17 protein-coding genes, 3 tRNA genes and 4 pseudogenes are annotated in these 21,280 nt (G+C 38.7%); 7 read left to right on the top strand and 17 right to left on the bottom strand.

The features are described 5' to 3' along the window. The first annotated feature begins 165 nt into the window (after positions 1-165). Positions 166-1,011, top strand: a pseudogene (locus ADJ67_02155) (hypothetical protein). A gap of 158 nt (positions 1,012-1,169) precedes the next feature. On the opposite strand, the gene ADJ67_02150 reads toward ADJ67_02155, so the two are convergent. From ADJ67_02150 to ADJ67_02140, 3 genes and pseudogenes are all read right to left on the bottom strand, one after another. Next, positions 1,170-1,682, bottom strand: a complete 513-nt coding sequence (locus tag ADJ67_02150; GenBank protein AKT46604.1) for a hypothetical protein — start codon at positions 1,680-1,682, stop codon at positions 1,170-1,172. Positions 1,683-2,822: 1,140 nt separating this feature from the next. Beyond that, positions 2,823-3,317 (bottom strand): annotated as a pseudogene (locus tag ADJ67_02145) (hypothetical protein). Between the two features lie 9 nt (positions 3,318-3,326). After that, positions 3,327-3,740: a hypothetical protein gene (locus tag ADJ67_02140; GenBank protein ID AKT46603.1), complete on the bottom strand. Its 414-nt coding sequence runs from the start codon at positions 3,738-3,740 to the stop codon at positions 3,327-3,329. An 84-nt stretch (positions 3,741-3,824) separates the two neighbouring features. Between ADJ67_02140 and ADJ67_02135 the strand changes: the two genes are divergently transcribed. Then, positions 3,825-4,097, top strand: a complete 273-nt coding sequence (locus ADJ67_02135; protein ID AKT46602.1) for a prevent-host-death protein — start codon at positions 3,825-3,827, stop codon at positions 4,095-4,097. Continuing rightward, entirely contained in the window at positions 4,084-4,398 is a 315-nt protein-coding gene (locus ADJ67_02130; protein ID AKT46601.1) for an addiction module toxin, RelE/StbE family protein, read from the top strand. Before ADJ67_02135 ends, ADJ67_02130 begins: the two co-directional genes overlap by 14 nt. Here ADJ67_02130 and ADJ67_02125 read toward each other — a convergent pair. Genes ADJ67_02125 through ADJ67_02105 form a run of 5 tightly spaced genes read right to left on the bottom strand, consistent with a single transcriptional unit; the run spans position 4,391 to position 8,877 of the window. Continuing rightward, on the bottom strand, positions 4,391-5,044 hold the full coding sequence (locus ADJ67_02125; protein ID AKT46600.1) for a hypothetical protein: 654 nt from the start codon (positions 5,042-5,044) through the stop codon (positions 4,391-4,393). The genes ADJ67_02130 and ADJ67_02125 overlap by 8 nt on opposite strands. Before the next feature lie 30 nt (positions 5,045-5,074). After that, positions 5,075-6,481 (bottom strand): aldehyde dehydrogenase, encoded by a 1,407-nt coding sequence (locus ADJ67_02120; GenBank protein ID AKT46599.1) that lies wholly within the window; start codon positions 6,479-6,481, stop codon positions 5,075-5,077. 15 nt (positions 6,482-6,496) lie between these two features. Beyond that, positions 6,497-7,213, bottom strand: coding sequence for a hypothetical protein (locus tag ADJ67_02115; GenBank protein AKT46598.1), 717 nt, complete (start codon positions 7,211-7,213; stop codon positions 6,497-6,499). Positions 7,214-7,215: 2 nt separating this feature from the next. Next, on the bottom strand, positions 7,216-7,728 hold the full coding sequence (locus tag ADJ67_02110) for a hypothetical protein (GenBank protein AKT46597.1): 513 nt from the start codon (positions 7,726-7,728) through the stop codon (positions 7,216-7,218). Positions 7,729-7,764: 36 nt separating this feature from the next. Beyond that, the gene (locus ADJ67_02105; protein AKT46596.1) at positions 7,765-8,877 is read right to left on the bottom strand and encodes a hypothetical protein; all 1,113 of its coding nucleotides are present in this window, start codon (positions 8,875-8,877) and stop codon (positions 7,765-7,767) included. Positions 8,878-9,247: 370 nt separating this feature from the next. Here ADJ67_02105 and ADJ67_02100 point away from each other — a divergent pair. The 4 genes from ADJ67_02100 to ADJ67_02085 all read left to right on the top strand — a co-directional run bounded on the left by ADJ67_02100 (position 9,248) and on the right by ADJ67_02085 (position 10,327). Next, positions 9,248-9,322 (top strand) — tRNA-Asn (locus ADJ67_02100). A gap of 8 nt (positions 9,323-9,330) precedes the next feature. Next, positions 9,331-9,419, top strand: a tRNA-Leu gene (locus tag ADJ67_02095). Positions 9,420-9,446: 27 nt separating this feature from the next. Further along, a tRNA-Met gene (locus tag ADJ67_02090) sits at positions 9,447-9,522 on the top strand. A gap of 199 nt (positions 9,523-9,721) precedes the next feature. After that, positions 9,722-10,327, top strand: a complete 606-nt coding sequence (locus ADJ67_02085) for a hypothetical protein (GenBank protein AKT46595.1) — start codon at positions 9,722-9,724, stop codon at positions 10,325-10,327. A 331-nt stretch (positions 10,328-10,658) separates the two neighbouring features. On the opposite strand, the gene ADJ67_02080 is transcribed toward ADJ67_02085, so the two are convergent. The 9 genes and pseudogenes from ADJ67_02080 to ADJ67_02040 form a co-directional block, all read right to left on the bottom strand. Beyond that, positions 10,659-11,780 carry a transposase gene (locus ADJ67_02080; protein ID AKT46594.1) on the bottom strand — a complete coding sequence of 374 codons (1,122 nt, stop codon included), beginning with the start codon at positions 11,778-11,780 and terminating at the stop codon, positions 10,659-10,661. A gap of 847 nt (positions 11,781-12,627) precedes the next feature. Further along, on the bottom strand, positions 12,628-14,277 hold the full coding sequence (locus ADJ67_02075; protein ID AKT46593.1) for a hypothetical protein: 1,650 nt from the start codon (positions 14,275-14,277) through the stop codon (positions 12,628-12,630). Positions 14,278-14,408: 131 nt separating this feature from the next. Beyond that, a pseudogene (locus ADJ67_02070) lies at positions 14,409-14,858 on the bottom strand (hypothetical protein). 823 nt (positions 14,859-15,681) lie between these two features. After that, a complete protein-coding gene (locus tag ADJ67_02065; GenBank protein AKT46592.1) occupies positions 15,682-16,896 on the bottom strand; it encodes a 5-methylcytosine methyltransferase in 1,215 nt (404 codons plus the stop codon). Between the two features lie 129 nt (positions 16,897-17,025). Then, complete coding sequence (locus ADJ67_02060; protein AKT46591.1) at positions 17,026-18,432, bottom strand: restriction endonuclease; 1,407 nt, start codon at positions 18,430-18,432, stop codon at positions 17,026-17,028. Positions 18,433-18,540: 108 nt separating this feature from the next. Beyond that, positions 18,541-18,747 (bottom strand): annotated as a pseudogene (locus ADJ67_02055) (hypothetical protein). A 292-nt stretch (positions 18,748-19,039) separates the two neighbouring features. Continuing rightward, positions 19,040-19,618: a hypothetical protein gene (locus ADJ67_02050; protein AKT46590.1), complete on the bottom strand. Its 579-nt coding sequence runs from the start codon at positions 19,616-19,618 to the stop codon at positions 19,040-19,042. Further along, the gene (locus ADJ67_02045) at positions 19,611-20,084 is read right to left on the bottom strand and encodes a hypothetical protein (GenBank protein ID AKT46589.1); all 474 of its coding nucleotides are present in this window, start codon (positions 20,082-20,084) and stop codon (positions 19,611-19,613) included. The genes ADJ67_02050 and ADJ67_02045 overlap by 8 nt, the downstream gene beginning before the upstream one ends. 66 nt (positions 20,085-20,150) lie before the next feature. Beyond that, complete coding sequence (locus ADJ67_02040; protein AKT46588.1) at positions 20,151-21,242, bottom strand: hypothetical protein; 1,092 nt, start codon at positions 21,240-21,242, stop codon at positions 20,151-20,153. Positions 21,243-21,280: the final 38 nt, after the last annotated feature.

Raw genomic sequence — 21,280 nt, 5'->3', positions numbered from 1 at the left:
CCCATAAGCAATTGTACTTAACTAAGTATAAATTGTTCTAATGACCCAATTCAAAAAACTTAATATGCTTTTGTATAGATATTTGTGTAATTTACTGAAATATTCTCCCGTTTAACACATTTTAGTGATAAAATATGCAATGTAGTAAATTTTTTGGAGGTGAGTATGGTTTTTTCTAAATACACGATGTTTCTAAAAGTAATCGAATTAGGTAGCATGTCCAAGGCTGCTGCCGAATGTAACTACTCCCAGTCTGCGGTAAGTCAGATTATCAGTTCTCTAGAAAAGGAACTTCAGCTGACCCTTTTAAACCGTAGCCAGACAGGTATTTGGCTGACCTCCGATGGTAAATATATGCTTCCATATATCGAAGCACTCAGCAACGCAGAGCAAAATATTTATAAACAGGCATCTAAGCTCAAGGGTATAGAGTCTGGTCGCATAGTACTTGGTACATTTTCGAGTGTTTCATGCCATATCCTCATGCCTATAATCAAAGCTTTTAAAGATGCATATCCTAACATAAATATAGAAATTCGCGAGGGAGATAATCTTGCGATTGAATCATGGCTAGCCAAGGGCTCAATCGATTTTGGGTTCATCGATTCGCCTACACTTCCTGGTTTTGAGACAATTCATGTGTGCCGTGATCCTTTTGTTGCAGTCATGAGCGAAGAAGGAGTATATGCAAATAGAGACGATATTCCTGTCGAGATATTTGAGGAAACACCTATGATAATTGTCGATGAGGGTTCCCCAAAAGAAGCAGGTGGAATTTTAAGACAGCTAAATATTACTCCAAATATAGTACATTCAAGCAAGGACAATTCCTTAATACTATCAATGATTGAAAACAGGCTTTGCCTCGGATATATGGGCAAGCTCGTGCTCACAAAGACTCCGTATAAGATTATTAGCAAACCAACAGTTCCTCAATTCTACAGAGACATAGTGCTAACTATCAAAGATAGAAATGCAGCTTCGGTTGCAACACAGAAATTCCTAGAGTTCTTTGAGGAAAATCTAGAATCTGTACTCGCTGAAATTGGATATGCCGATGCCAAGAGCGAAGAAGAAGAAAATTAAATTGATATAATCAGCCACTTTACTTTTAAGCTGGACACAAAAAAGGAACTTCATAATGAAGTTCCTCTTACTTTATCTGTTTACTAGAGAATTGTTACGACAACGTTGCCTTCTGCCTCGAGCACCATCGTATAGAAAGTAACCAGTCCATTATAGCAGGCCTCGATTTCATCAAGAAGTGCATCGGCCAATCCTTCATCATCCTTATCCCAGATGTTAGGGTAAAGTCCTGCCTCTTTGCACGCCTCCATATCAAACTTATCTAGAGCTTCTTCTATATTAAAGCTCTTAAGTGCAGACAGAATCTCAGCCACCCTATCCTTTTCGGTGACAGCTACATAATCATCCATGTCTTCTGCAGATATTACCCCCACAATAGCCTCGCTAAGAGGATTATCAGCTGGTGGTTCATCTGAACTCACACCAGTTAAAACAAAGTGCAGTACATCCCACATCTTATCGATATCTAAAAATACCTCTTGTTCTTCGGCTAGCTCCTCCAGATCCTCGAGCAGTTCCTCTGGATCCAGGTCCGGGTCCATTATCTTTTCCAATTCTTGATCATTTACAAGCTGATAATTAGCTATCAATCCCATCTTGAATTCTCCTTATTCTATCATGTAATAACTACACAAATTATAGCCAAAGTATATATCTCCGTCAAGACTTCCCATAGGCTTTACTATATCAAAATCAAACCATCAGCTACCGCAGCATACTAATATTGTCGGCAGTCCGTTTGCTCTATCCTCTTTTCCTGTTTTCTTATCGAAAAAACCGATATTGTCAAATCCCTCAAAGCTTACATTGCCTCGAAGTTCCTTATTGGCCATGAGATTGTGGATTTTGAACATCAATTCCTCTAAGCTGAAGCTGATTCCATCGTCAGGTTTTAGATAAGCCATTATCTCTACCTGCCACATTCCGTTATCACGCTCTTCTTCTATGAGCTCTCCATTACTAAAAAGCATTTCATTCTCATGAAGCTGATCCTTGCTCTTTATCCATGCCCTATATACTACAAGTAACTCATCTGCATTTATAGGAGTATTTATGTCGTGCACATGCCAGTCTTCACCGAAACGCTCTATCATGGCATCATCAAATTCCACAGAAAAAGCATATCTGGAATACTTGTGCTGATCAAAGATCCAGTTTACACCATAGTGACCCGCTATCTTCTTTGATACCCTTGTGGTATATTGCCACCTCTTCTCATATTCAGCATCATACTCGTCAGACTTGTCAAGCTTTGATTTTTTATAATTTACATATTCTGCATAAATCTTAGGAAACTCGGCTTTGTGTTCCATGAGAAAACCTTCGATACTGCTGCATTCTATAGGCTCCATACACCAGTCTATGACTTCTTTGTCCTTGGCAATATCAACTGCCTTATCAAACATTTCAAGTGCTTTCAGCATATACTTTTCAGTATTTGGGAATCGCCTGTATGTATAGGTAAATCCGTATCTATAGTACCAAATTGCATCTCTGTCTGATTCCGGAATAAGGTCCATGATTTCAATGGCTTTCTTGTACTTTCTATCATTGTTGTATGCACGAGCCAGCGCTCCAAGAAGTCTGCTGCTCAAGTTTTGGGCTCCTATGGCACTTAGATACTCGACTATTCGTTTTGTCTCAAACTCATCGTTTAGTCTTTCTATAAAGAAAGCCTTTTCATCTTCACTCAAAGCCTTAAACTCATCAATAGTTACCATAGTTAGGTATTTGCGGAGACTTTTTATAAAGGTCTCAAAGTTTTCTGCAAGCAAAATTTTCTTATAGTCCTTTTCCTTTTCTATCAATACCACCTTAGGCTCTCCCTTTGATCCACATTCGCTGTAATCGAGGAATACCATCGCATGTCCATCTCTTGTAGTGAATGCAATTGGAAGTCCGATGTTTGGATAAGCCCATTTATTATATATCATCTTTGCTCCACTATCTCCGCAGATAGAATACTCTAATTTAGGGTCCACACCGTAAATAGCAGTTAAATAAACTGGTGTAAATTCACCATCCTCTTCATAGTAGCAAAGAGTGTAAAAAGGCGCTCCTCCATTTTGACTCCTTAGTAGTTCTATATATGAGTCAGGAAGCTTATATCCAAATTCCTTCTCAACACGCTCTATATCTTCTTCTTTGAGCTTTCCACCCTTAAAGTGGATTAACTTATTGCTATCATTTTGCCAAAATGAATTCCAATCAAAGTTTTCAAATGCTGTCATACATCCTCCTCAGAGCTCTATCCATTCGAGCTTATCTAAATCTTTGAGCCTTAGCGAATTACCATCAAAGCTGTTCTTCAGTTTGACGCCTCTATGTTTCATTTCTATATCTGTATACCAGTTTCCGAGACTTGCATAACTTCCGGTATGTATATTAATCATCATGCTAGTGATAGGCGACCACGTGCCTACTTCAACAGTTTCTGCAATCAGGTAGTAGGCGTCTAGAAACACTAAATTTCTCCCATATATGCAAAATGGCAGGTTTTTATTAAGAATAGGTAGCCTTGCCGAATATATTCTGTCGCCATGTGGCGGCTCGGTTTTGAAGCGTAGCTCAATTTCGCTACCATAGTAGGCTAGAAGAATTTCATCTTCTCCTACATAAACGGCTTTGCCCTCTTCAGGAATACGTAGTTCCATAACTTTCTCCTTGGTTATTTATAATACAAAATTGACTTGCTAAAGAAATAAATGTATAATTTCTTTAGACAGAGGAGGTTTATTATGCCAAATATAAAATCAAGCACAGACTTACGAAATAATTATAACGACATATCTTCATACTGCCGTGAAACAGGTGAACCAGTTTACATTACCAAAAATGGCCGAGGCGACTTAGCTGTTATGAATATAGATTCATTCAACAAGCTTATGGATAGATATGAACTATATCGCCTTTTAGAGCAGAGTGAATTCGATTTTACCAGTGGTAACACTATGGACTTTAATGAATCCATAGAAAAACTTAGAGCGGAGATAAAAAATGGATCGCTATAAGATAATCGTCTCTAAGAAATACCATAATGATTTAAGAAATATAATCACATATATATCTAGAGACTTAGATTCACCATATACTGCAGACCATCTACTTGATAAAATTGAAGCTTCAGTTGAGGGTCTTGCTACTTTTCCATATAGGTTTGCACTTGTCAATGATCCGTATCTTCGCTGCAGAGGTTTTCGAAAATGTCTAGTCAACAAATATATTATCTTCTATCAAATAATTGAGGATAAAAAACTCGTCTATATACATAGGATATTACATACAAAACAAAGTTTACTAAACATTATTTAGTCATTGCCAAGATCTCTTCCTCGCTCATTCCAACGAGTTCTTTTGTCCAAAGTCCGATGATGTCAGACATTATGCCATCGCATACATATGCATCATCGTCACTTCCAAATCTACATGTAAATAGTGGCTCTCTTGTCGCCGATTTATAAAAGTCCATGGCAAGCTCATGGAAGCTATTCGGACTAAAGTCTAGCGAAAGTTCCTTTGCCAAGGAAGCTCTGCTTTCGTCCCAGCTAAATCCCTCGATTTGACAATTCGTCCTTTGCTTTTCTATATACTTTTCACAGAATATCTTTATAAGCTTATCATTGCAATATAAGTATTTACAATTGAAATCTGATATACATCCAGCACAGATCAAAAACTCAAGAAGTTTATCTAGACTTTCGGAAACTCTGCCCACAGAGCCCTCACTGCTTATAAGTCCAATGCTTCCATCTTCAAGGAAAAGAAATTCGCCACCACTACCGTCACGCGCAAATACCTCTCCCTCCATAGAAAATATCTCTCCATGACCCTGAAACTCCGTGTCCTGATTTTGCTCTAAAAAATAAATATCGCAGTCACACATGAGCCTGTGATTTAACTCAGCATTATTTCTTATCAAGTTTAGAAGTTCTTCTCTGCTTGGCTTTCCCTTACTCATCTCTAAATTGTCCTTCCTTCCCTCGCACTATTACTTAAACAACTTTCTCAAAAATTCAAAGGCCTTTTCATTATATGGTGGGGCAATCTGCTTGATGTTAAATCTTGCCTTATTCCTATAAACGCCACGTCTATGTGAAAAGGTCTCTATGCTGTATTTACCGTGATAGGAACCCATACCAGAATGGCCTACTCCGCCGAAAGGCAGGCTATCTATAGAAACATGCTTAACAGTGTCGTTAATTGTAATATTCCCACTTGATATTCTGCTCTTTACACTCTCTGTATATTCTTTATTCTTTGAGAAAATATACATTGCAAGAGGCTTTTCCCCATATCTGACCCTATCAACAGCTTCATCTAAACTTTCGTATGAAACTATAGGAAGTATCGGTCCAAATATTTCATCTGCCATAGCTGCACTGTCACTTACGCTGGCATCCCCAAGTTTTCCTAGATCAAGAATGGCAGGTGCTATATACCTTTTTTCTACATCAAAGTCCCCACCGAAGACCACTAAATCCTTATCGCTTTCTAGTATTTTTGCAAGTCTTTCCGTCTGTTTCTCGTTTATTATGCGTCCGTAGTCAGGATTTTCTTTGATATTTTCGCCGTAGTGCTCGTGTATTACGGCTTTTAGTTCCTCTATCAAAGCAAGCTTTCTGCTCTCATGAACCAGCACATAATCTGGCGCTATGCAGGTTTGTCCATTGTTTAGGAACTTTCCCCAAGCTATTCGCTTTGCTGCAAGCCTTACATCAAAGTTTTCATCCACAAATACCGGGCTCTTTCCTCCTAGCTCAAGAGTAACAGGAGTTAGGTTCTTTGATGCTGCCTCCATGACGATTTTTCCAACGCGTACGCTTCCTGTGAAGAAGATATAATCAAAGCGCTGGCTTAGAAGCTTTGTGATAAGATCTACGCCGCCGCATACAGATGCGACATAGTTTTCATCAAAGGCATCCCTTATTATATCCGTGATAACTTTTTCGGTTTCTGGCGCAAGTTCGCTCGGCTTTACAACCGCAGTGTTTCCTGACGCAATCGCTCCAATCAGTGGCTCCATTGCAAGCTGAAACGGATAGTTAAAGGGAACGATTATAAGAACGCTTCCATAAGGCTCATACTCTATATAGCTTTCACCATACTGAACCATTGGCGTGTTAACGGCCCTTGCCTTAGCCCACTTTACTAGGTTCTTTACAAATAGGTCTATACTTGCATATATTCCCCCTACTTCACTAAAGAAGGACTCTTGCTCAGGCTTTCCGAGGTCCTTTCGGAGCGCATCAAGTATCTTTTGCTCGTAGATTTTAATGGCCTTCTTTAGGCGCTTTAACTTTGATATACGAAACTCAATATCCCTGGTTTCACCAGTTCTAAAGTAATCCTTTTGTTTCTGAAGAAGCTCATCTAATCTGATGTTCATATCTTCCATGTCTATCTCCTTTTGCTACACGTTTATAGCCTTTGTTCTATCCCTTTTCTGTATACTGTCATGAAAAATCACCTTGCCGTGAATTGCGTTTTGGTGTGCTGCAAGAACTAGTGGCACAATTAGTGCTTTTATGGCATAAACTGCAATAAATGCAAGTAATACTCCTATACTTTTGATATCGTAGTGCAAAACTAAACCTGCATAAATTAAGGCTACATTCATCAAAATATTGAAAAGGCTTGCCATGCTTGCAATCAAAATATTACTGCGTATCTGCGGTCTAAATAGTTTTATCAAAAAGATACTTAGCAGAGAAATGTTATAAACACATATAGGTAGTCCATTTTTTCGGTAGATAATCAGGCTCTTTCTATTATAAAGTGATTTCGGATATCCTCCTCCAGAAACTGCATTTATCCATACATGAGCAACTGCATCAACTTCCTCCCACGGCACGCTGATATTTATCTTTTTGATGTATATGCCCGATTTTCCGATTGAAAACTTCCAGCTTGTAAAATGCAAAACAAGGCTTATTACTATCAAAATAGCAAAGCCTCTACATGCAAACTGATATGGACTCATGTGCATTTCGTATTTACCAAAGCCTATTTCTAAGGGTTTGTCCCCTACTTGATTAAATGCGATTGCGTAAAAACTTGTAAGCCCAAACATCAAAATGAATATGAAGTACCTGTAATAAATGCTGTGAAATTTTATTCCTCTTGCCATCTCTACATCCTTATCTTTTGCGCAAGAGAATAAATCTCCTCCATATCGCTCATCTCACTTGTTCCCAGAGGGTTACTGGTTTTAACTCCAGTTATCTTCCTGAACTCTTTAGCACGAGCCCTAAATTTAACATTTCCACTATCAGTATATATATCTAGATTAACTGATTTGGCATTCATTTCGTCCATCTTGATACTAGCCTTGCAATCTATGATTTTTCCAGACAAAAGTTCTTCGCTCCCCTGCCAAACCCTTATTCTATCACTGTAAATTTCTACTATGTAATCCTTTATCAGGCTTTGCTGTATTTTCTTGATTAGAGCAAAGGCTCCTGCTAAGCAGGTTGCGACTATTATAAATAGGCTTACTTGATTTTCTTTGATAAAATCCTTTGCTCCAAGATAAAATATTGCAAGATTTATGCCTAGTATAGGAAGCATAAAAAGTGCCGGAGAGGCTAATCCTATAATAATATCTGATTTTGATGTTGTTACTGTAAATTTGTATTTTTCCATAGTTTTCCTACTAAATAATCCGTCTCTGATGGCTTACTACTGATTAAATGTTACGATGACAGTCCTTATGCCCTTTGAACTTTGCGACTCTAAGAATAGAACCTTAATATTCTTGAAAGGGACACCTTCGGTTCTCTCCTGCTCAGTCTTTGGCTTTGATATATTCAGATCCTTATATAGATCAACCCATTCATTGTTCTCGTCATAATATAGCTCTATCAATTTATCTTTAATGAATACAGTTTCAGAGTTTGAGATTACCATTTTGTACAGTGTTGCATCGTAGAGCGAGCAAGGTGAGTCTGTCATATTCTTCACCTGAATATCTATTTTGGCACTTCTATAATCGTCTTTCTTTTCTAGTGTATATGTTTCGCTGATTTCTCCTGGCTGCAAAACTATGCTGCTTAAATCTTCCCCATTTGGATTATTTACATCCATAGCCTTGTAAAGACAGTCCTCAAAAGTATCTCCTCCAAGCATAAATGTACGTCCCGAACTTGCACGAATCAGCACTCCATTTGGGTTTACAGCATGTGTCTGAATCTGTGGCGAAAGCTCTGCATATAGCTCTTCAAAGCTCTTCATTGTAACCTTGCCATGCTCTGCTCTTCCAACATCTACATATTTGCTCTCATCGCTAACATCACCCTTGAATCTGATGCCCCTAATATCAAATCTCAAAGGCATGGACTCTACATCAATCAAAGCAGTATACTTCTCGCGAACCATGTCGATAAATGCTAAAAATCTTTCGTAGGAAGCCTTCAGTTCATCTATGGATTTGACCTTAGCAGAATATGCGAGATCTGGGTCCAAAAACTCAATCTTATCCTTTCCCATATCCGTTGAAGATTTGAACGTCTTTATTACATGCTTGGTAAAAACCTCGTCAAAATTATCCCATACATACGAGTCCATAAGAGGCTGGTGCGAAACAGTAACATCAAACTTCAGGCCCGGATATTTCTTAAGGCTTACAATATAGTAACGCTTATGCTTTGGGTTTTGCTCAAGTGTATATTCATTTTCCCCATAAACTCTATCAAGATATTTATCAATTCTTGCCTTATCCTCCTTAGGATTAGAGCATCCCATCAAAAGGAGAACCGCGATTCCTATAATAAACAAAACGACGTACTTTTTCATAGATGTTACCGTCCCAATTCAGCTTAATTTTCGCAATAGATTTATACCAATATTATACCATATTTTAAAATTCTTCATAGCTTTGAGTTTGAGTAAGCCCTTGCTTTGATGCATCAAAAAAGATAGAGACAGGGCACTCACCCTGCTCTATCTTTGATATAAATATTTATTTTACTACATAGGCCTCGTGATCATATTCTGCCCTCATCTCTGGCGAAAGCTTGTCCATGAAGTCCTTTCTTCCGAGCTTAAAGATGACAGTGCTTACTAAATAAAATTATCAGAATTGGATTCGTGTGCATTTTTTTGTTGACAAATATATACACTTCCCTTATAATATGTATTGTTGCTAACGCAATTTGTTAGGTATTCCGAGATAGCTCAATGGTGGAGCAACCGGCTGTTAACCGGTAGGCTGTGGGTTCGAGCCCCACTCTCGGAGCCATTTTTTTCGCCGGTGTGGCGGAATTGGCAGACGCCCGGGACTTAAAATCCCGTGATCCTCACGGATCGTACCGGTTCGACCCCGGTCACCGGCACCACTTTCTGTAAGATCACAAACTTAATATCGCGGGGTAGAGCAGCTGGTAGCTCGTCGGGCTCATAACCCGGAGGTCGCAGGTTCAAGTCCTGTCCCCGCAACCACACAAAAGATATCCCTAGCCATGAGGCTAGGGATTTTTTAATCTGATTGGATTAGGGCTATAGGTTTGATTAAGGTTAAAACTAAGGGCTATAGAACAAAACTAAACTTTTAGGAAATTTGTATCTGTGATAAAATACAGTTGATTAAATAAATAAGTGTTATTCATTTTTTGATTTATATGCATTGGAGAAGTTATATATGACATCAATAGATTTTTTAAACAAACTATATAAAAACCTAGATTTACAAGAATATAGTCTTTCTTTTTCTCCAGCTAAGTCTAAGGACTATATGCTGTACTGCAACGGTAACTTTATCGGAGGATTGTTTGACGACAAGTTGTGCTTTGTCTATGCAGACAGCTTGAATGACTTGCTTGGACACCCAGAACCTGTCTACCATGGCTACTCAAGCACAGCCTTACATAAGATGTTGATAATACCAGAGGAACACTGGAAAACAGCTTTAAAACTACTCTATGCGGAGAAATTCGACCATAAGCGATTGGTTTACGACATTACATATACCAGCATTGGAGCAGCTGTAGTGGAGGATTTCTATGACAAAAACATTGTGTTCTTGCAGTTCTGCTTCGAAAGAAAGCTACTTGTAAAGAACCCTCTAGATCAGCAGAACCGTATCCTTCAAATGGTATATCTAAACAAAGACCTGACCGAAACAGGCAAATATATATTCCCAAAACTGCTACAAAAATTTCTCATTTATACAGATAGTAATGGGAAAACCAGTTTGGAATCCATGTTGAAACGTTGGTACAATAAGCTTAATCTACAAAAGAAGTAACTAATAATGATTTGATATTATTTACGATTTTTGTCCTATAGCACTCGATTTTTCTCTTCCATACAATTCAGATAGTCTATAGGGATATTTGACCACTTCAATAATCCATTCAGTGATATTTTTGATTTTCATTCAGTGATATTTTTATGTTCTATCAAGTTCATACACGATAATGAAAAAAATATACCTAGATTTCTTATCTGTACATTAAATTAAGTAGTTATTGAGATTGTAACTAAAAGTATCTAAATACAAGAAAAATAGAAAGCAAGCACTTAAAAAGCACTTCAGAAAATGAAATTCTGGGCTATAGGACAAAAAGTGTTGATGACTAATCCCAATAAACCGGATAGTTACTTGAATGATGTAGCTCGCTCCATACAACTGCATCTCCCCACATAGGGATAGTATTTTCTAGTTGTTTCTTAGCAGTCATCTTCTTGTAAATATCATCTATGCTCTTGTTTGTAGGCATTGTTTTTAATATCTCAGAAGCAGAAAGCGGTTTTGGTGAGTGCATATAGCACCACCAAAAGACCGCTTTAATTCTTATCTCAACAGACAAACCTCTATGGTTATGTAGCATCTCCCTAAGACAAGCATTTACGCCACCTTCTATTCGATTGTTTGTCGATGGTATCTTAAACTCAGCTCTTAATTCTTTATCAAGATATGTGAATAGAGTATTATCATTAAGCAGTCTTATTATTGATTTTTCAGCCTTTATCAGTCTTTCATGCTTAGGTCTTGATTTGCCATTTTCATCATATGTTACTTCGCTTAAAAAACGCTTATGCTTCACAATCCAAGCTGTAAAACGATCAACCCATATCTTTGAATCTTCAACACTTTTAACATCAAACAGATCCTTAGCCAATGCATAAAGCTCTAGACCTGCTAAAGTATTTGGTCTACTCGTCGTATATCTTTTAACCTGTGAAAACACGTGAAATACACATCTTTGATGCTTTGCCTTAGGCCACTTTCTCTTAAGGGCTTTTCTAAACCCCGTTCCACCATCTGATACAACCACTTTAGGTTCTGCTATACGGCTCATTAGAGCCTCCCAGGCTCCTGAATGCTCATACCTGCATAGATACCACCCTAACACATAATCTTTGTCACAGCATATCAAAATACACGATTTACGTGATAGATATATGCCATCTAAATACAGCACATCTTTTGGTTCTTCTATCTTTGGTGACATAACCCATATATCCCAAAACTTGGAGGTCTTTCTTCTAAAAGTTCTTCCACCACCTGACATATTACTTTGTACTTCTTTACTGAATAGCCAATTTAAGAACTGCTGAAGCTGTTTAGTATCATTATCTATCTTTGGCGTAAATACCAACTTACAAGACTTACATAGCCATCTTTGGTTTCCCGATTTTAGTTTGCCATTTTTGACACATTTAGATCCACAAATGGGACAATTAACCTGCTTCATAATATATTCCTCCAAGAACATTAATTCTAAGGAAGATATACCACGTTTTAACGTTGAAATTTGAATAGATTAGAAACTTTTCATCAACACTTTTTGTCCACCCTTAATCTTCTTTCAAAAAAGATTGAATCGCCACAGACATTGAATTATCAATGTGTATGGCGATTTTTATCAACACTTTTTGTCCTATAGCCCAAATTCTAAGTGCTTTTAATTGCAGTGAAACGGTAATCTAGAGTATAAATCAGTTTACAATACACCCTTTTTTGTATTCACGCTCTTTATAGGCTTTTACTTTCAGGTAATACTCAACCCATTCCTTAGACCCATGGTTCAGTAAATACTCTTCAAAGTCTTCATCCGAATCAGAAGATACAATTCCTATTGATTCAGATAATCGCTTTATTCCAAGCAATTTGATTTGAATAAATCCAAACAGTCTCAGAGGTGATTTTTAATTCGGATTAAAGATTGTAAGTTTATTTCTTTTTAGATAGTATCTGTATGCAAGACCCGAAACTACGGTATCAAACGCGTTGCCGAAACCGAACATTATTGCTATTCCTATAAGTGTCGGACTCCAAATCCCATTCAGATACAGTATGAAGAAAGTTAAACTACTACCTATAAAGCGGTAAAATCGTTTTATCGGTCGTTTCGGGGCTAAAAGGTGCCGATTTCGGGCGTTTCTCCGAACGTTTATTTGGAGTGCGCCGATAAAAGTTCGAAAAAAACGCCGCACACAAAATGAGTGTGCGATTTTATAAGCCAGATCGGCTTACGCGCCACACCCTCACTTCGGTAAAATTCGATCTTTTACAGGATCATATCGTCTTATTTTATTCGCTTAATTCTTATATGACCTTCCGCCTCTTTTTTTGCCGTAAAACACATACATGCCTGCAAGGGCGGCAACGGCGAGCACCGAGTAGAGACCGATGCTGTTCGCGTCACCTGTAGAAGGTCCGCTTTTTACGACCGCGACTTCGGACTTATTCGCAGACTTTCCTGCGTTGTCGGCCGGCTTCGTCTGGTCACCCGTGGCCTGATTGTCGCCCGTATTGACTTCTTCCGCCGGGTCTCCCCAAACTATCGCCCACTCCGAAAAATCGGCGGTCTCGAACACGACATATCCGCCGTCTTCCTCGAGTGCGAACTTCTCTTCGGTCCTTTTGCCGTTCACGATGTGGTAAACGTGATCCGGTGCGCCTGAACCTTTCGGTATACGTATGCAAACTTTTACCGGCTTGTTCGGCTTTACTTTGTTCCCCTGAAGATCGCGGAGGAAAATATCGTACGCGAGAACTTTTTCAGTCCCTTTTATCGAAATATCAACTTTCGTAAAATCCGCTCTGACCGACTCCGGCGACGTGAAAGCACCCGGAGCGGCGATGATGCTTTTTTCGCCCACGGCACCCTCGCCGAAGAGCTCGATAAAATCTTCGTACTTAGGCGATTTTATTATCAAATTGCGCAGTTCGTCCTTATCTGTGATGATGTCCATGTAGTGGAAGCCGAAAGGTCCGAGGTCATCGTCGAAGAACGAATTAACAGCGAACTTTACTTTCTCACCGTTGGCGTAGACTTCTTTCACGCTTTCCATCCACTTCTCGGTCGGCTGCCAGTCTTTGCCCTTGAACACCTGGACGCACGGATTTTTATCGTTCGACACGGTCACTGTGTGAAAGTCTCCGAGCGCTTTTTTTACCGCCGGAGTTTCTCCGGGATTGTCGCCCGTGTCGCTGTGATTGTCACTATCCGTGTAATCTTTCGACGGCAGCTCTTTGCCCTGCCAAACGAAGTCGAAATAACCTTTTGCTTTTATTACGTATTTAGCCGTCGGATCGTATGCGCTCGGTATATCGATGTAAGGATCGAGTCCGAGATAGCTGAAATCGTCATATGAAAATTTGCTGCTCTCCCCGTTTATCGTGACCGATACGATATTTTTGAGCCACGCCTCGAACTCTTTGGACTTCGACTGATCCGTAAGGAATGTCTGTGTCGATTTTGAATCCGCTTTATCGAGTTTGATCGCCGAAGGCTTCAATATGTTGCTCGGCCCCGACGGTTCTTCCGAAGGAGTGGATCCTGCCTCATCCTTCTGCTCTCCCTGCCAAACAAAATCTTTGTAGCCCTTAGATTTTATTACATATTTCTTAACGGCACCGTAATCCGTATAGATCGCAACAGTCGGCTCATATATGCCGAAATCCTCTTTTTCGTAGCCGCCCGGCTTATCGGAATCCTTTGTAAAAGGGACACCGTCGACCTCTACGGATACGATGTTGTCGAACCAGTTCTGATAGTCGGCGAAATCTCCCGTGCGCTCCACCTTCGTGCTGCCCTTGTTGTACTCGCTCACCAAAACACCCTTCACTTCTTTTGCGGTGTCGGCAAAAGCGGTCATCCCGCAGCAAAGTTGCGAAACGATCATAAGCGCGGCGATAAAAGCCCCCAACAGGCTGCGCCCGCTTTGTTTTGCTGTTTTCCTCATAATGATTTTTTAACGACCTCTCATCCTTTGTTTTCTGTTGGTTAGTTATGTCTAACTTATATCGTGTCTTGATTCTACCACAAAGGATTTTTAATTGCAAACAAAAAATATTGCTGTTAGACTCATGTTTCTTAGTTGTCAACACATATGTTACACTTTGAGAAGTATTCCGATACAACTTCGTTTGGGCTCTTGAAATCAAGAACTGTCTTTGCTGTCTTATTATATCTAGCCTCATGCTTTGACACTTATTTTCTTAGGTCTTTTTCACTTGTAAATACTTTTCTTCCATAGAGAATCTTTCCATCCTCTCTATGGCTTCTTTCGACTTTACCGTTTTGCCAAGGTGAATATGGTCTTATCCTTCTTAACTCCATATTCAATGCTTTTGCAGCCTTCTCAAATGCGCTCTCACGTTCTGTCCTATCTCCATCATTTACAAATTCACTGCCATTATCAACTTGAATCATTCGAATAGGAAAGCCCATTCTTTTTTCTAATTCATGCAAATACTTACAGGTTTCGTATGTACTCTTCTCTTTTACTATTTTTAGTACTCTTTTTCTGCTGTATTCATCTATTCCTGTAATTTGATAGTATCTATTTCCGTAGCTTGGAAATCGTATACGTTCAGCCGGCACATACTTTATATCTATTTGTACCTTATCACCTGGATATTTACCTTCCATGTGCTCATACTTACAATAACTCTTTTTATGTATTATTGGCTTTCTATACCCTTTTTTTCGTATTTGCCGGCACATGCTTGCAAAGCTTCTTGTATAGCCTTTCTCTTTGCATCTGATAAAAACCTCTGCCAATCCATATACGCCATTACGTTTAAGCATTCTGCGTATTAAGGCAAGTTCTTCTTTTATGTGAGCGTTAGGACTATTATGGGGTCTTCTTGATTTAAGCGCTAGGCTTCTGACATCTCCATTGTATTTTTCTAACTGGCGATAGACAAACTGTCTATTAGTATGATATCGCATTGCAGCACGTGTTACACCATGTTTAATTGCATATTCACATAAACGCTGGCGGAAACGCATTTCTTCGGTTATACTTTTCATGAGAGGACTCCTTTAGTACTTGAAAGTTTGTGGTAAAACCTATTGTACCAAAGTTCCTCTCTTTTTTTATTTATTTCTGTAACATATGTCTTATCACATTACACCATAAAAGTCACCTTCCTTTCGTTACAATGTAGCTTGAACAACCACATTATGACGCGAAGGTAATTTTTTTGTGTAACATTCGTTGCGCACCCACATAGCGGGTGGATTATACTTCGCACACATTGTGTGCTCAGCACGGACTATGCGCCCTACATTAAATCGCCACAGACATTGAATTCTCAATGTGTATGGCGATTTTTATCAACACTTTTTGTCCTATAGTCCTTTATTCGTTTTCAATAATTTTATCTAGCACTTTTCCCATTCTAGTTACCATAGGTACTACTAGTGCATTTCCCATACAGAACCTCCGCATTCTGTCAGGCATTCCTTCAGTCCAATTGTCATCAAATCCTTGCAATCTTTCACATTCAACGGGAGTCAATATCCTAATAGTCCCCGTGCCTGGATCTGCAACAATATGTGTGCTCCTGTTCTTTGTCCCTTCGCTGGTTAGCATTGTTCTACCCGGTTTGTTATGGTAGTCTAAGAACGGAATTGCTCCTTCAGAGAATGTGTATTTGTGTCCATCTGCAGTAGTTCGTTCTTTTTTCTTAGCGCCCTTCATTGTAACCCATGATGGTAAGTCAGAGCTGCTAACAAAATAATCCTCATTTTCGCATGGCTCTAGTATGCTTCCAAGTGTGATAGGTGGTTCTTCTTGCTCAACTACTTTACCTGTAATGATGTTTCCCTCTCTCATGACACCAGCATTTTCAAAACAAAAACTAAACTTATCTGATACATCCACAACATCATCGTATAGTTTGACTTCGCTAAATTTAGTAAGTTCCATTGATATTGGAAATGCATTTGCCATGAATCCATCTCTGTTTATTATATCTATCATTGGGATCTTAGCTTGTTTTTCTCCATACTTAGTATCATTCAAATATGCAAATATAAATGTACGTCTACGGCGCTGTGGTCCACCGTAATGAGCAGCATTGACTACACGCCATTCAACACTATAGTTCAATTCATTTAAGCACGCAAGTATAACACCAAAGTCACGTCCCCTTTGTTTTGCCGGTGATTTTATAAGTCTATCGACATTTTCTAGTAATATAAATGGCGGTTTCTTAGCTATTATTGTATCTCTTATTTGCCACCAGAGAACGCCTTTCTTGCCTTCTAGCCCCTTTGATGTTGATAAACTGTGTGCCACAGAATAATCTTGACAAGGAAATCCCCCAACTAAAAGTGTATGACTTGGTATGGAAGATTTATCAACTTCCGATATGTCAATTCCCGTTGTGACTTCACCATTAATATCCTTAGATTCACCGAAATGCTCAATGTAACAGTCGTGTGCCCATTGAGTTCTTGCCCCAGGCTCCCACTGGGAAAACCAAACAGTCTCCCATCCAGAATTTAGCCTTTCAAATCCAAGTCTGAACCCTCCTACGCCTGCAAATAGCTCTACTATTGTCTTATTCATATAAGCCCTCCAATTTCGCTTGTAAGACAGACCGAACTTTAAAGTTCTTACCTTTGGCAAATGCCAAACCATATGTCTGTGCAATAATAGAATTATACCATTTTATAATATTGTGATCAAGGGGCAGAGTTAATTATTTTCAATAACTGAAAGTATATATGAATTGTTTAGCCAAAAACACTGCTTTGGATATTCTCTGCCATCAATCAAAGGTAATGTGTCCTTTGAATCTTTTCCATGTGGTCTAACATGGCATACTGGATTATCTGTTTTCTTAGGAAATATTCCCTTATATTTACCATTAACTTGCTTTAATACAGAAGGCGGGTTTAGAGCTATCTGCTTTGTTTCCTCCCATACCTCTTTTACTTCTCCGTTAAGTGTTTTATATGGAATATTCCAAAATTGTGCATGATCAAAATTATATAGTCCATCTTCTCTCTCATGATATACAATAAATAAAAACTTAGTGCTACTTAGTAGTTCGTAGAATTCAGATTCCTCCCAATCCTGCTTAGTAATACTTATGAAATCAAAAGTAGGAAAAGACATATTTTCTTTGATTGTATTGTTCTTATCTATACGGATAGTCTTAACCTTTATATTAGCCTTTACGAATTCCTCAGCATTATTACTAGTTATCCCTAGCATTCTATATGCTAACATCGCATATAAATTCTTTGGGATTTTGTCGAATTCAATATCATAGTCTGCACATAATTCTGTTACAGACTTCCCCTTATGCTTGTTAATTTTATCCGTTATATAAGCCTCAATATCTTTTATATTGTCATTTTTTATTATCGATTCATATTTAGGCTTAGCCCCATGTATGTAGTGGTTTAGTACATACGTCATATATGAACTCTTGTACGCAAAAGCTCTTGGTTTCGCTGGTATATCACTATTAGGTTGAGCCCTAACAACTGATGAATCAGAGCTTTTAGTGCATGCTGAAAGGTACATTGTATCTGACTCAGAGAGTTCATGTGCGTATCCTGCTTCTATCTTTTCAATGATTTTAAAGTAATCATTTCGTATTACTTCGAGGTCTTCTTCAGATGGTGTGAATAAACGTGCATAGTCGATACGATAATCCAGTCTATCTTTAATCTCTTTTTGCCATAAATAATACACTAATAAAAGCCATTGAGATTTATACCAAAAATGACTACTATCAAATTCTTTTTCATTTATTACAGAATTATAGTCTATCATCGTAAGTACTAATCTTTCTTTTGCCGAAATAGATTTGTTCTTATTAATCTTATATGGTGTTACCTTAAGCTCAACTCCAGCTTCTTTAAAATCAGGCCTAGAATCACTATTTGCTTTATATTGAAAGAATCGTTCTTCAACAATTTCTCCTAATCCGCCTTTTCTTTTCTTATTCCCATGGGCAAGTGCATAAGTATTCTCTGACTCAATAACAATTGTGTCATTTAAGTCCTCTTTACAAATATCATTAAATGTTTTTCCGACTAATTTTTGTGCATATTTTTCTATGCTGTATTTATCTGTTTTATCATATAACATAATCAAACACTTTCCCTTGAATAATATAACTTAGCTTTATTATATCAAAATATTATTATCATATAAATAACTAAGTCTATTCGCTATAAATACAGCATTTTTGATCTACATATTTTCTCTTGATTCAACAATCAAATAATCAAACTCATCATTAAGGAGTCCCATAGAGTCATTATCCATATAAACTTGATATATTTTGTCTAATGATTCCTTATCATTAATTCCTTTTTCAAAGCTAATCAAAGCCTTTGTAAAATCCTCAAAATTATCATTTGCCATTTTCTCAAGTGTATTTCTCATTTCTTTGAAATCCATTATTCTACCTCCTTTATTTTCCTGATTGATCTATATAGTATAACTTCCCCACACAGATGTCTATAATAATTTCTGTTCTAGTTAAACGGATTCTGCTTATAAAAAACAGATATCCGAAGATATCTGTTTTTCTCTCTAATAAGCTTAGGCGGGACCGCCTTTGGTCGCCCGCATTTCTCGACCCACCATTTCGGTGGCGCGTTGGAGACGGATACTTTTCAACCTCTAAGCTTGTTACACTATTTGTACACCTATACTAGCTAATTGTCAAGTTTATTTTAGATGCTTTCGTCTATAGGGAATCGTTATGGATTAGTGTGCTCATATATGCACCCTTTTTGAAGAAGGATGTGCTTACGCCCCATGCGACTGCTGAGCAAGCCAGTTCGCCAGCGTGCTTTGCTTTGATACTTCTGATGTCAATAACTATTCCGTGTGGATATAGCTCTGCATCTAGGTGCTGCTTTAGGCTGTCTGCACTGCCGGACTCTACCGCTTTGATTGAGCGCTTTGGATTTGAATCCCACCACTCATCTGGCTTGCAGAATGAGCCGTCCGCTCTCATCTCACCAGATGACAGGCTTTGTGCGCAGATTTCTCTGATTCTCTCTAGCATTTCGTCATCGATTATGCCATCTTTGATTGAGTATGCATAGCATGCGCAAGCTACTCCGTCATCGTCTAGTTCTTTGATTAGATATAGGTTTGAAACTCCTCTTTCTGCGAACTTCTTCCACTTTGATGCCACCTTATTTAGGCGTGGATTTGTGTATATTGATGAGTTTCCACTCTCTAGAGCTGATTCGAGCTCAGCTAAATTTACATCTTTCTTTTCCCAGTTGTCGATAAAGTTAATTCTTAAATCACTCATTTGCTTTCCATCCTTCGTAATCTTCTTGCCAGCAGGCTAATGTATCATCATCAAACACGAGCATCGTGTCTCTGAACGGCTTTACATTTATCTCTGCAAAGAAAGGTCCTTTCTTGCTGTGATATGCAGAGACTCCTTTTCTTGATTTAATCGAAAACTGCACCTTGTAGATTCCTGCTGAGGCGAGAATCGATGGTGTTATGCGCTCTTCTGAGAAATATGCATCGTCCCATTTTTCGCCGTCAGTGCTGATCTTAACATCATAAAAGTCTCCGTATCCGTTGTTTATCTTTAGATATATTTTGGATAAGATCCTATCGCTTCTCATGCTTTTGATGGCCTTAAATGATTTCTTATACTGCCACTGCTTATAGCCTAGCCTTATCATGCTTAGGAAGAACAAAGCAGTGAAGACCGCAAAGATTATCCACGGCTTTTCTTTTATAAAGCTTAAAATATTCTCCAATCCAGTTCCCTTTCTTACTTAGCACTTGTATTTTATAGTGAATGTGCCCTAGTGTCAAACACTAGTCTAGGAGTAGCTTTTGTTCTTTTCGGCACGCTCTTCCTCGATATTTCTCTTAACGAGCTTTATCTTATTTGCGTACTTTTCCTCTAGTTCCTTTTCACCTGTTTTCTTGTATATTTCAACAAGTTCAGTCATTGCTTCGATGTTGCTTGGAGATAGCTTCAGTACCTTGCGAAATGACTCTTCTGCGCTATCGATATCATCGATATTCTTGTATGCAATGCCGAGGTAGTACCAGAGAGGCCACCAGTTTTTGAACCTTTCGCTGTCCTCGTAGGACGAAAGGATTTTGATGCCGTCAACAAACCTATTTGATAGGATACAGTTATATCCAGTCTCTATCAAAACGGGTTCCTCTAGGTCAGCGAGTCTTTCCTCGATTTCCTCCCTCATTGCCTTCTTTTCTTCGCTCTCGTCTCCCTCTATTAGCGCAAGGAAGTCCTTCCAGGTCAGCTGAGCTTTGATGTAAAGACCCATGTTTAGGTATGCGTATCCAAGGAAGTAGAATCCCATATCAAAGTCAGGCTTATCCATGGTCAAACGCTCAAACGACTCTAGAGCCTCAGCCTTGTATCTTCCAACATAGTCCTCGCCCTCGCCGATTTCGTAGGAGTCCTTGCAGGCTCTTGCGTAGCAGTAGAGCGCATCTGATGAATTTGGATCAATCAGGAGCGCCGCGCGAAAGAGTATGCAGGCGTAGTCGAAATCGTTTTTTGATGCAGCTTCAACACCCTCATTTATCAAAGGTTTAGCGAAGTCTGTGCCGAATGAACGCTTTATGTACTCGACATAGTTATCGCGGAATTTGAAGTTGATATCGCATCCGATGATAACTGCCATGTTATGTGCGATTTTGACATTTGTAAGGTTTGTCAAATCGTCCTTGCGAATAGGTACAGGCACGTTTGAAAGAATGTCGTAGAAGTTGTTTTTCTTCAGGTAGTTCTCGGATAGCTCATCAAAGATATAGTCCTTTGTATGGGGAAATAGAAATTCTCCTATTCTATCCTGAAGCTCCTGTGGCTCGCCATTTGCACTGGCCTTAGCCTTCGCCTTAGCGTCCTTTGCCGCTTTATCTTTTTGTTTATCAGTCATGGTTTAACTCCCATCCTTTTTTCTTAAATTTTTTAACT

This window comes from Eubacterium sulci ATCC 35585 (assembly GCA_001189495.1).
Taxonomy (GTDB): domain Bacteria; phylum Bacillota; class Clostridia; order Peptostreptococcales; family Anaerovoracaceae; genus Eubacterium_B; species Eubacterium_B sulci.
Note: the sequence above shows the minus strand (reverse complement) of the source record. Positions and strands in the feature narration are given on the sequence as shown.

Excerpts from the sequence above, each read along its gene's own strand:
- ADJ67_02150 (AKT46604.1), bottom strand. The coding sequence starts at position 1,682 with ATGGGATTGATAGCTAATTATCAGCTTGTAAATGATCAAGAATTGGAA.
- ADJ67_02140 (AKT46603.1), bottom strand. The coding sequence starts at position 3,740 with ATGGAACTACGTATTCCTGAAGAGGGCAAAGCCGTTTATGTAGGAGAA.
- ADJ67_02135 (AKT46602.1), top strand. The coding sequence starts at position 3,825 with ATGCCAAATATAAAATCAAGCACAGACTTACGAAATAATTATAACGAC.
- ADJ67_02130 (AKT46601.1), top strand. The coding sequence starts at position 4,084 with ATGGATCGCTATAAGATAATCGTCTCTAAGAAATACCATAATGATTTA.
- ADJ67_02125 (AKT46600.1), bottom strand. The coding sequence starts at position 5,044 with ATGAGTAAGGGAAAGCCAAGCAGAGAAGAACTTCTAAACTTGATAAGA.
- ADJ67_02120 (AKT46599.1), bottom strand. The coding sequence starts at position 6,481 with ATGGAAGATATGAACATCAGATTAGATGAGCTTCTTCAGAAACAAAAG.
- ADJ67_02115 (AKT46598.1), bottom strand. The coding sequence starts at position 7,213 with ATGGCAAGAGGAATAAAATTTCACAGCATTTATTACAGGTACTTCATA.
- ADJ67_02110 (AKT46597.1), bottom strand. The coding sequence starts at position 7,728 with ATGGAAAAATACAAATTTACAGTAACAACATCAAAATCAGATATTATT.
- ADJ67_02105 (AKT46596.1), bottom strand. The coding sequence starts at position 8,877 with ATGAAAAAGTACGTCGTTTTGTTTATTATAGGAATCGCGGTTCTCCTT.
- ADJ67_02085 (AKT46595.1), top strand. The coding sequence starts at position 9,722 with ATGACATCAATAGATTTTTTAAACAAACTATATAAAAACCTAGATTTA.
- ADJ67_02080 (AKT46594.1), bottom strand. The coding sequence starts at position 11,780 with ATGAAGCAGGTTAATTGTCCCATTTGTGGATCTAAATGTGTCAAAAAT.
- ADJ67_02075 (AKT46593.1), bottom strand. The coding sequence starts at position 14,277 with ATGAGGAAAACAGCAAAACAAAGCGGGCGCAGCCTGTTGGGGGCTTTT.
- ADJ67_02065 (AKT46592.1), bottom strand. The coding sequence starts at position 16,896 with ATGAATAAGACAATAGTAGAGCTATTTGCAGGCGTAGGAGGGTTCAGA.
- ADJ67_02060 (AKT46591.1), bottom strand. The coding sequence starts at position 18,432 with ATGTTATATGATAAAACAGATAAATACAGCATAGAAAAATATGCACAA.
- ADJ67_02050 (AKT46590.1), bottom strand. The coding sequence starts at position 19,618 with ATGAGTGATTTAAGAATTAACTTTATCGACAACTGGGAAAAGAAAGAT.
- ADJ67_02040 (AKT46588.1), bottom strand. The coding sequence starts at position 21,242 with ATGACTGATAAACAAAAAGATAAAGCGGCAAAGGACGCTAAGGCGAAG.